This window comes from Microcoleus sp. OTE_8_concoct_300 (assembly GCF_031383065.1).
Lineage (GTDB): Bacteria > Cyanobacteriota > Cyanobacteriia > Cyanobacteriales > Microcoleaceae > Microcoleus.
This window is the reverse complement of record NZ_JANMZH010000325.1, coordinates 1-10,583: the sequence shown is the minus strand read 5'-3', so window position 1 is coordinate 10,583 and position 10,583 is coordinate 1. Positions and strand designations below refer to the sequence as shown.

Annotated in this window: 6 protein-coding genes and 3 pseudogenes; 8 read left to right on the top strand and 1 reads right to left on the bottom strand. The window is 42.5% G+C overall.

Going from position 1 to position 10,583, the window contains the following annotated elements:
- Positions 1-262 precede the first annotated feature (262 nt).
- The 6 genes and pseudogenes from ACUVJL_RS14655 to ACUVJL_RS14630 all read left to right on the top strand — a co-directional run.
- Positions 263-894 (top strand): annotated as a pseudogene (locus ACUVJL_RS14655) (transposase); the annotation flags it as partial.
- 341 nt (positions 895-1,235) lie between these two features.
- Positions 1,236-2,183, top strand: coding sequence for a type IV pilin-like G/H family protein (locus ACUVJL_RS14650; protein WP_445246509.1), 948 nt, complete (start codon positions 1,236-1,238; stop codon positions 2,181-2,183).
- Positions 2,184-2,654: 471 nt separating this feature from the next.
- Positions 2,655-2,903, top strand: a complete 249-nt coding sequence (locus ACUVJL_RS14645) for a hypothetical protein (protein ID WP_445246508.1) — start codon at positions 2,655-2,657, stop codon at positions 2,901-2,903.
- Positions 2,904-3,060: 157 nt separating this feature from the next.
- Positions 3,061-3,480: a hypothetical protein gene (locus tag ACUVJL_RS14640; RefSeq protein WP_445246507.1), complete on the top strand. Its 420-nt coding sequence runs from the start codon at positions 3,061-3,063 to the stop codon at positions 3,478-3,480.
- 45 nt (positions 3,481-3,525) lie between these two features.
- Entirely contained in the window at positions 3,526-3,660 is a 135-nt protein-coding gene (locus tag ACUVJL_RS14635; protein ID WP_445246506.1) for a hypothetical protein, read from the top strand.
- A 602-nt stretch (positions 3,661-4,262) separates the two neighbouring features.
- A pseudogene (locus tag ACUVJL_RS14630) lies at positions 4,263-5,755 on the top strand (IS5 family transposase).
- A 605-nt stretch (positions 5,756-6,360) separates the two neighbouring features.
- On the opposite strand, the gene ACUVJL_RS14625 reads toward ACUVJL_RS14630, so the two are convergent.
- Positions 6,361-7,734, bottom strand: coding sequence for a hypothetical protein (locus tag ACUVJL_RS14625; RefSeq protein WP_445246510.1), 1,374 nt, complete (start codon positions 7,732-7,734; stop codon positions 6,361-6,363).
- Positions 7,735-8,422: 688 nt separating this feature from the next.
- Here ACUVJL_RS14625 and ACUVJL_RS14620 point away from each other — a divergent pair.
- Both ACUVJL_RS14620 and ACUVJL_RS14615 read left to right on the top strand, forming a co-directional pair.
- Positions 8,423-9,922 carry a GUN4 domain-containing protein gene (locus ACUVJL_RS14620; protein WP_445246505.1) on the top strand — a complete coding sequence of 500 codons (1,500 nt, stop codon included), beginning with the start codon at positions 8,423-8,425 and terminating at the stop codon, positions 9,920-9,922.
- 332 nt (positions 9,923-10,254) lie between these two features.
- Positions 10,255-10,443: pseudogene (locus ACUVJL_RS14615) on the top strand (IS630 family transposase); the annotation flags it as partial.
- Positions 10,444-10,583: the final 140 nt, after the last annotated feature.

Here is a 10,583-nt window from a genome sequence, read left to right as displayed (position 1 = left end):
ATGCTATTATGTGTGCTATCGCTTTCGCGTGGCTTTACTGAACCATATAATTATAGTTCATTCGATGTGTGTTCTCTGTTTGACCCTCATGAATGAATGTCAGTAACATCATACCTCATCTTTCTGAGAAAGGCTATATGTAGGGCTTGCTGGATAAGTGCAGAAAGGTTACACGGCCTGGTTATGTGATCGTGCGATCGAGAAAAGTGTGCAAGATAAACAGGTAAAATATTACAAAACCTTTGCATCACCCAGTGCGCTAGTGTACACAAAAGCTGAGCTTGCTTCTCCTCACCCTCCGACTTTGAACTTTCCTCATGTCGAAGGTTGTCACCAGATAACCGTTGGGTAAAAATGGCCGAACTCATCCCGTGGCCAGAATTTGAAGCAGAATATGCTAAAAACTTCCCCACAGAAAGGGGCTTAAGAGCCAAATCGTTTAGGATGGCATTGGGGGCATTAATCATCAAAGAAAAACTCTTAATTAGCGATCGGGAAACAGTAGAACAGATTCGCGAAAACCCTTATCTACAATACTTTATAGGTCAATCAACCTACAGTAATCAAATCGCATTTTACCCATCACTATTAGTTCACTTTCGGCAGCAAATTAGTCCCAACTTAATTAATAAAATGAACGAACGCATGGTCTAAAAAATGCGCTCCATCACCCCAGTTAAAACCGAAAAAAACAAGAATTCGGACGCAAAAAATGAGTCACCAAATCAAAGAAAATTAATCATAGATGCCACCTGCGCCCCAGCCCAAATTAGCTATCCAACCGACCTAGGACTATTAAATCTTGCCAGAGTCCATAGATAAAAAATTATAGATATCCTGTATAAGCAGATCAAAGGGAAAAACAATAAAAAACCAAGAACCTACCGTAATCTAGTTTAGTAATGAACCTTTCTACCTGGTTGCGCCAGGTTTTTTGTGTGTTTTTATGTCGAACGCGCAAAACAACACCTGTTTTTGGATTAAAGATAATCTCCAATTATATCTGGAGGGGAGTAAAGCCGGAAAAATTTATCTTAAATCGAGCTTGAATATATCGATCGCCCCTGTTTTTGGGAAAGCGATCATTTATTCAGCAAGCCCTATGTATTGATAGTTAACTGTTAATTGTTTCTATCTGTTGATATTTTGGCTTAAATTAAGTTTAACACGATTTGATTAGATCCAGAGAGCCAACTAAAGTGGTAAAATCCTGTAAATATCAGGATTGACCTTCCATGACTAACACTTACTTCAACTTTCGCAACTTCCTAATCATATCTTGCCTGTTGCCATTGAATATTGGCAGTAGCGCGATCGCGCAACAGTCACCAAAACCAACGCCAACTCAATCTCCAAACCCCGCCTTAACTAACTCCCGCACCTCGCAATTTGTAGGACAGTGGCGGCTCAAAGATTACTTGCCGATTCCGCTGACAGTTATTTTCACACAAGACGGTAAATTATTTGTCTTGTTGCCTTCTTATTTAAGTTCGTTTTTGTCTACAGGTTCTCCCTCTCTTGCCAGAGCATCTGTTAGTGCCTTTGAGTATCGCTACGAAATCAATTCAACTGCCCAACCTATGCAGATTGATGTGATCTCACCTGCTGAGAATGAAACTGTAGCGACAATTTTTGAGTTGACCTCCGACGGTCAACTTCGCGTAGAATGGGAAGGGATAAATCCCGGAGAACCCAGACCTACTGAGTTTACTGCTGGTGCGATTTATTTGCAAAAAGTTGCTAATACAACGGCGCTACCTCGGAATACTCAAATAATTGATTTGGCAGCACAGCAAAGACAGGCGAAAGAATCGGAAGGTCAACAATATATTGGTTCTATGAACAGTGCTCAACAGGCTTTCTACGCCGAAAATGAAAAATTTGCTACAGCGATTGATGACTTGGGTCTAGGCATTAAACCGGAAACTGAAAATTACAGCTATCAAATTGTACCTCAAAGCGGCTCTATTCCAAGTGCGATGATGACTGCTAAAGCGAAGAGTCCCGAACTAAAAAGCTATACGGGTGCGGTTTTTGCCATCAAAGTTAACGGCGAATTTACAAGTGTTTCTGTTGTTTGCGGGACCGATCAACCTTCAACTACGCCACCAGCAATGCCAATTGCTCCTAAGAATGCGGAAGAAGAAATTAAATGTCCGGCTGGTTCCACTGCGGCAGAATAGTCAAGGTTTAATTAGGGGAATATTAACAGTTAACAGTTAACATTCCCAACATATCTATTTAGCCACCAGGGGGCATTATCAGACGATTAAGTATCTCTTGATCTCTAATTTGAGGATGGGAGACATTTAAATCGAAATCCCCATCTATCTCACCTCCCTACTGCCCGATTAGCAGTGGTACACATTGTTGTCGGCAGCGATCGAGATACAGCAGATTGCAGGTAAATAGAGTACACTTAAAATAAGTATAGCAGTAGCCGTAATGAAACCATTACCAATCGAACTTCGAGAAAAGGTAGTCAAAGCGGTGCGTGCAGGGCAACACATCAATTAGAAAACTAGCTGCCAGATTTGATGTCAGTAAATATGAGTGTCGAGCGACTAAGCTGTTGAGCATTTAAATAGAATGTCAACAAACAATTCGGTGTCTTGTGAGGTGGGCGTCTCGCCCGCCCTGAATATGCAATTTAAATGCGTGACAGCTTACTAAAACGCAAACAAATTACAGGAGATCTCCAGCCCCTCCGTCAAGGTGGAAGTCAGAAAATTGAGTTGAATAAATACTCAAGCCAACTCTGTGAGCTGGTAGAAAAATATCCAGATAGCACGTTGTCAGAATATTGTGAATATTGGGGTAATATTTACGGGCAATGGATAAGTCCTAGTACCATATCAGCGACCGACAAACAAATGGAATATTTACCAATCAAAGCAATTTGATTATAAGAATGAATTCATTTTATAATAACCTCAGAAGTAACACTCGCCGCAACTTTGAAACTGATTTTTGGCCTCTAATTGAAAAATTAATTAATAGCAATAAGCTCAAAATATAATTGTCATCGAGCCAAAAATTATGTGAAGGACAGTTAAAGTAATGGATTTTGAAGAATATATCAAAAGAATGAAAGCAACTTTAGAGAAGATGGAAGCATCCGGGCCATACGATATATCCTACATTATTTACCCTCCAATGACGGATATAGAGGACTTTGAAGAAATTATAGAGGAACATGGGATTGATGGATTTCACCTTGGGCTGCCATTGAAGGAATTTTATCAACTTACTATGAGTGTTACTTTTACATGGGTATATCGGCATCGCACAAACGAATGCTATTTTACGGGCGGAGTTTCAAATCTTAGCTTAATTTCTGTAATTTATGAACCGGAGGAGCGCATAACTGGAGAATTTAACCTGTATAAAGGATACAGAATTTTCTATTTTGTGCGAGTAAATGAATACGTACTAGATGGCAACTATGTGGCAGGACTATTTGTAGAGGGGAGAGAATAACCAGACTTTTACTACTATTCGTTTGACACAGAAATGTACCATAAAATGTCAATCGGTTTTGTTGAATATATGAATTTACTCCTAGAGTGTCGGGGATTATATATGTGGCAAGAATTTTTGGTAAAAGACGAGCGCTTCCCGTTTGATCGCAAACTAGCAGAGCTATTTTTGGCTGATTGAGAACTATTATTTGCCGATGCAGATAGTTCAATGTTTCGCGAGAAGCTCAAATAGCTCCAATAGACATCTCTAAAAACTACCAAAGCCTTTCCCCTGTTGGTTTATGGCTGCTTTCTATTCGGGGAGCAGGCAGTTATAAATCAACGGTAACATCAGGTTTTGACAGTGTTTGATTTAAAAGAGAACGAATTTATGGGTAAGATTGTTTCATATTTATAAACCAGTTTGAGGTTTTTAATTGAAAATAATTGTTCCTATTCGCCATCTAATTAAAGCGATCCAGATAAGGAAGCCCACTTAAAAAAATAGAATATCCAGAGCCTGCAGCACATAAAACTTGTTGGGGATCTAACAGCTATAGCAATCCTTGCAGGAGTCGTAAATTTTTGACCCCACCCCAACCCTCCCCGCGAGTTCGGGGAGGGAGTAAGAAATTCACAAATGATTTAGGATTGCTATATAGGATTTTACGTTTAATTAGGGCTTGCTGAATCAGTGGTTCAAGTAAACACTGTATGGATTTTCGGACGAAGAAACCTAGTAATGGTCGCCGTGAAAAACAGGTATAATGACTCAAAACCCGTGCATCACCATTTGCGAGCGTGTACCGAAAAGCTGAGCTTGCCCCAAGCCCCCCATCCGACTTTGAACTCCCCTTTGAAGGAAGGTTGTCAGCAGATAACCGTTGGGTCAAAATGGCCGAACTAATTCCGTGGTCGGAATTTGAAGAAGATTATGCTGAAAATTTCTCGACCGAAATGGGTTTAAGATCCAAATAATTTAGGATGGCATTGGGGGCATTAATCATCAAAAAAAAATTGGGATCAGCGATAGAGAAACAGTAGAACAGAACCGGGAAAATCCCTATATGCAATACTTTATCGGTCAATCAACCTACAGTAATTAACTCCCGTTTGACCCATCACTATTAGTCCACTTTCGGCAAAGAATTAGTGCGAATCTAATCAAAAAAGTGAACGAACTAATGGTGGAAAAAGTGCGCGAAACTACCCCAGTCAAACCAGAAAGAAAAAAGGATTCGGACGCCAAAAATGAGTTACCCAATCAAGGAAAATTAATCATAGATACTCCCTCGACCCCAGCAGATATTAGCTATCCAACCGACTTAGGACTATTAAACCGAGTCCGAGTTCCTACCGAAAAAATTATCGACATTCTCTATAAGTCTCTCTAACTAAAAATCAAGAACAAACCCAGAACTACCGAAAAATAGCCAGAAAAGACTACTTAGCATTAGCGAAACAAAAACGACCGTCTTGCCATAAAAAGAAACAAGCTATTATAAAAAACTGCAAAAAATTAAAATAAAGAATGCTCATATTGAACAACTAATCGAATCAGGTGCGACCCTACAAAGTCTGAGCCAAAAGCAATATAAAACCTTCCTAGTCCTCACCGAAGTCTATCGCAAACAACTGTGGTTATGGGAAAATAACAAACAGAGCATATCGGACAGAATAGTAATTTTAAGTCAACCCCACATCCGTCCCCTAGTCAGAGGTAAAGCCGGAAAACCCGTAGAGTTTGGAGCCAAACTGTCAGCGACTTGCTTTGAAGGATATGTATTTTTAGACCGGATAAATTGGGATAAGTTTAATGAATCAGGAAATTTAAAAGCCCAAATAGAAGCCTTCAAAAGTTACACAGGATACTATCCAGAATTAATCCATGACGATCGGATTTATCGAACAAGGAAAAACTGAGCTGGGTGTAAGGAAAGAGGAATTATAATTAGTGGGACGACCTTAGGAAGGCCACCAGTAAATGTGAGTAAATAAACAAATAAAAAAGCCTGGGAAGATGAGAGAGTTCGTAACTCTATTGAGGGCAAATTCGGGACTTGCGAAAACGAAGATTCAGCTTGAATCGAGGGATGGCAAAAGTTGATAATACTTCTGAAACAGCCATTGCTATTACTTTTTTAGTAATCAACCTTTCTACCTGATTAAGACGGGTTTTTTGTGTGTTTTTATATCAAAAACCGAAAATCACACCTGTTTCTGGGTCAACTATTATCAAAAGCTATAACTGGGCAAGTTATAGAAAACCAAAAATTATGTTTCACCGGGCTTGAATCACCCATGAATGGCGATGCCTGCGGCTGGCTACGCCTACGTGATTTTTCTTAACTTATTCAGCAAGCCCTATGTAAGCTTAATAGTGAATTTGGTATTAGAGGTGAACACATGGCTGGCAAGGATTTTAAGGTTCTTCAAATCCTAGAGGCTAGGGTTTGTCATCAGTTGATGTCAAGGAAGGTAAAGTAGAGATTCAACTGACTACAAGGATTCGATCGCAAGGAACAAGTCGCCGTTATGCCCGCTGGGGATGAGCTGTGGGAAAGGATCAAAGATTTGTTGTCCGGAGGTGTCAAATTTGCCTTCATCGGCAACCATCATCGGGTGCTGATTTAACCGGAAACTTTCAAAGAAATTTTCAGAACTTAATTAGTGGGAATAACTCGCGGCCTAAAGGCTGCAACGCAGGTTTCATCTCCGACGTGAACGGGCGGAGTTTTCACGAAGAGCGTTATAAAGCTCGCCACTTGATTGAGAAACTTATGAAGCCAAACTCAAGCATTATCGAGCCATTCCCACCCGCTACGACAAGCCCAAAGTCAACTTGGTGGGAGCAATCTACTTCGCGGTTACTGGGTTAGGGCTCAACTGATGACAAGCCCTAACGCGGGGCTATCCGTTGCAGTTCTTTGGCTTGTTCTAAAATTTTCTCGAAGTCTTCTTCGCTCAACCGCTGAATGTAGTTGATTTTGAACTCTTCTAGGAAATCGCACAGCAGCAGTTGTATTTCTTGCCCGGTTTGCTTCTGTTGCAGTTCGGTTGCTAAAGCTTGCCCGAAATGTTGGACTAGCTGGCTTGAGAGTTTCATGCCGATGGGGTCTTCGATGGCGATTTTGAAGGCTTCGTAGGCATCTTGGGGGCCGAGAGTGGCTAATTTTGACAGTTCTGCAACTAATTGCTCTGCTAGCTGTTCGGGCAGGTTTCCCAGCCCGGGTACTTGCTTCCATCCTTGATAGAGGGGGGATTGTTTGAGGAAGCTTTCAATACTGTACCGGAGGAGGGCTTCTAGGTCTGGCTGGAGTTGGGGGAGGACTTTGTAGACGGTTATTTGCACGAGATGGGTGGCGATCGCTTCTATTTCATTGATATTGTTGATGTCTACATAGCGCTGTTTTTGGGATTGAAAGAGTTGACGAGTTAGTTCGCCTGTGGTAATTGATTGTTGCATCTGGTTGATGAGTTGAATTACTACTACTTCGGTCAATTCTTGGGCGAAGTTGGCGACGAAACCTCGACTGATTTGGGTGCGTATGGGTTGGAGATCCGGCATTTTGGCTTGGTGGATGCGAATTGTGACGGGTAATACTCGCAACAGGCGCCAGAATGGCAGCAGCAGGAAGATGTCGTACCATCGCCAGAGCATGGCTGCTCGCCAAGTGACGCTGCGGTGGCGGCGGCTGATCGAGTAGGTACGGGCTAGAAATTCGATCGCGAATATGGCAATAAATGGCAGGTCGATTTGCCAGAAGTTATCGGTGAATTCGCCGTTTTCTCCGATCGTGCGGTAATAGTTGGTGGCGATTAATGGCTTGATTTTGGTATCAAACCACTGGATTTCTTTTTGCCAGCCTTGTTTGTTTAAATAGTCAGGGCTCCAGAATGTTTGGAATGATTGTTTAGCGGAGTCTTGCGGATTCGGGGCGCGATCGCGCATCCGGTCTTTTATTTTTTCTAGGGTGCCGCTTTTTGATGCTACTCGAAAGGGATCTTCGTCGATCATTTTCGCGCTTTGATTGTTTATTTCTTGCAATTTGGCTGCTACTTCGGGGGAGGGCAAGCCTGTTTGCGCTACTTGAATTTTTAATTCTTCTAAGGTTTCTAGATATTTCTGGGTGTCTCGGTGGGGTTGAATTCCTTTAAATGGGTCGTATAGTTTAGTGAGAACTGGCAGTTGCCGGAAGTAGAAATCTCGCCCGGGTACGTAACTTATGTCAAATAATACTAGGCTTAAATTTCCTAGGGCGACCAGTGCCATGAACCGCTCCAACCAGGGTACTTTTGGTGATTTTTTGCGGGAGTTTGGAGTTTGAGAGGGCTGTAGTTTTGGTGTCACTGGCGGTTCCTAATTAAGTAGACCGAGGGAAATAGATGTAACTGGTAATAGCTGAAACAAGAAAACAGGGAAAACTGGCTACTTGTCGGGTCGCCCTCGGATTGCGATCTATCAAGCTAGTATTTATTTTAACGTGGGTTTGTTGGGGAGTTTTGGATTGTTGATTTCGCCTGGTTAGGTAAAAAATTATACTGCTAAAATATTAAAGTCGATCAAACTTGACGGAAGCCGCAGCTCCCGTTAGTCTGCTTCTCTCTGGCAATAAAATTATATCTCAGGGGGAATCCTAAGTTTTTTTTGGCGTTGCAGAGCTAACGGGGCTGGTAATAAATTACTATTTCTGTTTGATCTACTGGCTATTTGACCGCTAAATCAAATGTATTGCACGGATCGGAGTCTAAGGTTAGATTAGGACTTCGAGTTTGAGGTGAAACCCTCAAGAGAGTTATACTTGCTCAGGGGCAGTCGGGCGATCGCGCCCCCTTTGATCGCGAGGGTGGCTGCCGCCTCCGTAAGGTTCGAGGTCTCGCCTCTACAAAAACCAGCTCGCGATCGGACTCTTGAATAATATGAAACCCTGACTATAATTTTGTTCGCATTTTTTTAATATATGACATACTGCCTTAATCTCGATTGCCCAAGAGACAAGCGTCAGAACCCACCAGGCACAAAGTATTGTCTTAATTGTGGTTCAAAGCTGCTGCTAAAAGACCTTTATGCAGCAACTGAGCCGCTGCGCGACGGGGGATTTGGCAGGACTTTCCGAGCTATTAATCATGGAAAATTTGAGGAATTGTGCGTGATCAAACAGTTGTCACCCCCTCAAGAATTTCAGCGGAAGCCCGGTCATTTTAAAAAATATGTTCGACTGTTTGAACAAGAGGCTAGGCGGTTATACGAACTGAAACACCCGCAAATTCCTCAGTTGATTTCTTATTTTGAGGAAGATGGACGCTTGTATTTGGTGCAAGAGTTTATTGATGGCAATAATTTAAAGGATGAGTTAGAAAAGTACGGTGCTTATAGCGAAAATAAAACGAACGAACTGCTGTTAGATTTGTTGCCTTTGTTGAAGTTTGTTCACGACAGAAATGTAATTCACCGCGATATTAAGCCTGAGAATGTGATCCGCAGATCTCGCGATCGTAAGTTAGTGCTGATTGATTTTGGGGTTTCCAAACAGGTAGTAGCTGCTGCTCCGACTAAAACTGGAACTAAGTTGGGAACTCCCGGCTACGCGGCTCTAGAACAGCGTCACGGTAGGGCTGTTCCGGCTAGCGACCTTTACAGTTTGGGGGTGACTTGCATTCGCTTGCTGACTTCTGTTATGCCTTATCTCGATATCTACGGGGACATTCACGATGACCTTTACGACCCGCTTGAAGGCCGCTGGCTTTGGAGGGAGGCTTTGCCGAAAGGAACAAAAATTAGCGATGAATTAGGTCAGGTTTTGGATAAGTTGATTCAGGAATATGTTAAAGACCGCTACAAGTCGGCTGTGGAAGTTTTGGAGGCTTTAAAACCTCCTGTTGTTGTTGTCCCAGGGCTGGAAAACTTGCAGCAGGCAACTGTGCTTAGTCCTTCTGTACCGACTCAACCTGTGGCTGAGTCTCCGGTAGTTTCTGAGAATTTAGAGTCGGAAAAAGGTATTGATTATTCTCACTTGGCAAGGCTGCTGGCTGCTAAAAATTGGCGGGGTGCTGATGAGGAAACTTCTGTGAAAATGCTGGAGGTGATGGAGCAAGTTTCACGGGGTTATTTGAGCGAGGAAGATATTAGGAAGTTTCCAGCTAAGGATTTGCAGACTATCGATCAACTTTGGGTGCGGCACAGTCACCGCAGATTCGGTTTTTCTGTGCAAAAGGCTTTGTGGGTAAAGTCGGGGGGAATGGCTGGTGTTTATGATGCTACAGTTTGGGAGAAGTTTGGCGATCGAGTGGGCTGGCGGGTTAACGGCCAGTGGGTATACTATACGGAGCTGAATTTTACTTCTAAGGCAAAGCCTGGACATTTGCCGGGGGGGACTGTTTTTGGGTGGGAAGGCGGGGTTTTGTGCGGTGTTTTGGGTTTGGGTGGGATCTGGTTTCTGCTGTCGCGGCGGGATTTGTAGGAAGCAGGAAGTTTGGCAAGGGATTGTATAACAGATTTAGCGGATGGATGTTGAGGTTCGAGGGAAGAGGTTCGAGGTTCCACGCAAGAAGGAACAGGGAAGAATCGGGGAATAATGGCTCATGTGGCAATTATTTAAAGAGTTAACAAGTTTTTAACTAATGCGAACGGGAAGTCCCGCACTCTATCCGTTTACAGGATGAGTGACGGGATGAAAGTGAGCCAGAAATAAATTGAGCGACAGCGAATCAATATAGTTCTATAGCGATCGCAAATGGTTTGTAAATCATAAATCATGTAGAATGAGGGATGTGAATCTAAGTAGGAGTTGAAATGACCCAAAATAACTCGTCAGAACAATTCGGAGAGGATGAAGTCGAAGCCTTATTAGAACTCGAAAATTTTATTGCAAGTAATCCCGACCCCAGAGAATTAAAAAGAGCCTTGGCCGTCCGGATGCTAATTGAAGGGATCTGCCGCGCAACTATTCAAAAGATATTGGGAGTATCCTCTCCATTTATTCTGGGGGGGTGACAAAGAGGCCTAGGAGATAGACCGAATCAGGGTTGCAGCCCGCATACCTTGTTGATAAAAGCGGCGTTTATTTCGAGTTAACTTTATTAACTGTTCCACCTCATCAGAATATTGTTCGAGATAATTAA

What these genes read in the sequence shown, in the direction of transcription:
- ACUVJL_RS14650 (WP_445246509.1), top strand. Translation starts at nt 1,236, where the DNA reads ATGACTAACACTTACTTCAACTTTCGCAACTTCCTAATCATATCTTGC.
- ACUVJL_RS14645 (WP_445246508.1), top strand. Translation starts at nt 2,655, where the DNA reads ATGCGTGACAGCTTACTAAAACGCAAACAAATTACAGGAGATCTCCAG.
- ACUVJL_RS14640 (WP_445246507.1), top strand. Translation starts at nt 3,061, where the DNA reads ATGGATTTTGAAGAATATATCAAAAGAATGAAAGCAACTTTAGAGAAG.
- ACUVJL_RS14635 (WP_445246506.1), top strand. Translation starts at nt 3,526, where the DNA reads ATGTCAATCGGTTTTGTTGAATATATGAATTTACTCCTAGAGTGTCGG.
- ACUVJL_RS14625 (WP_445246510.1), bottom strand. Translation starts at nt 7,734, where the DNA reads ATGGCACTGGTCGCCCTAGGAAATTTAAGCCTAGTATTATTTGACATA.
- ACUVJL_RS14620 (WP_445246505.1), top strand. Translation starts at nt 8,423, where the DNA reads ATGACATACTGCCTTAATCTCGATTGCCCAAGAGACAAGCGTCAGAAC.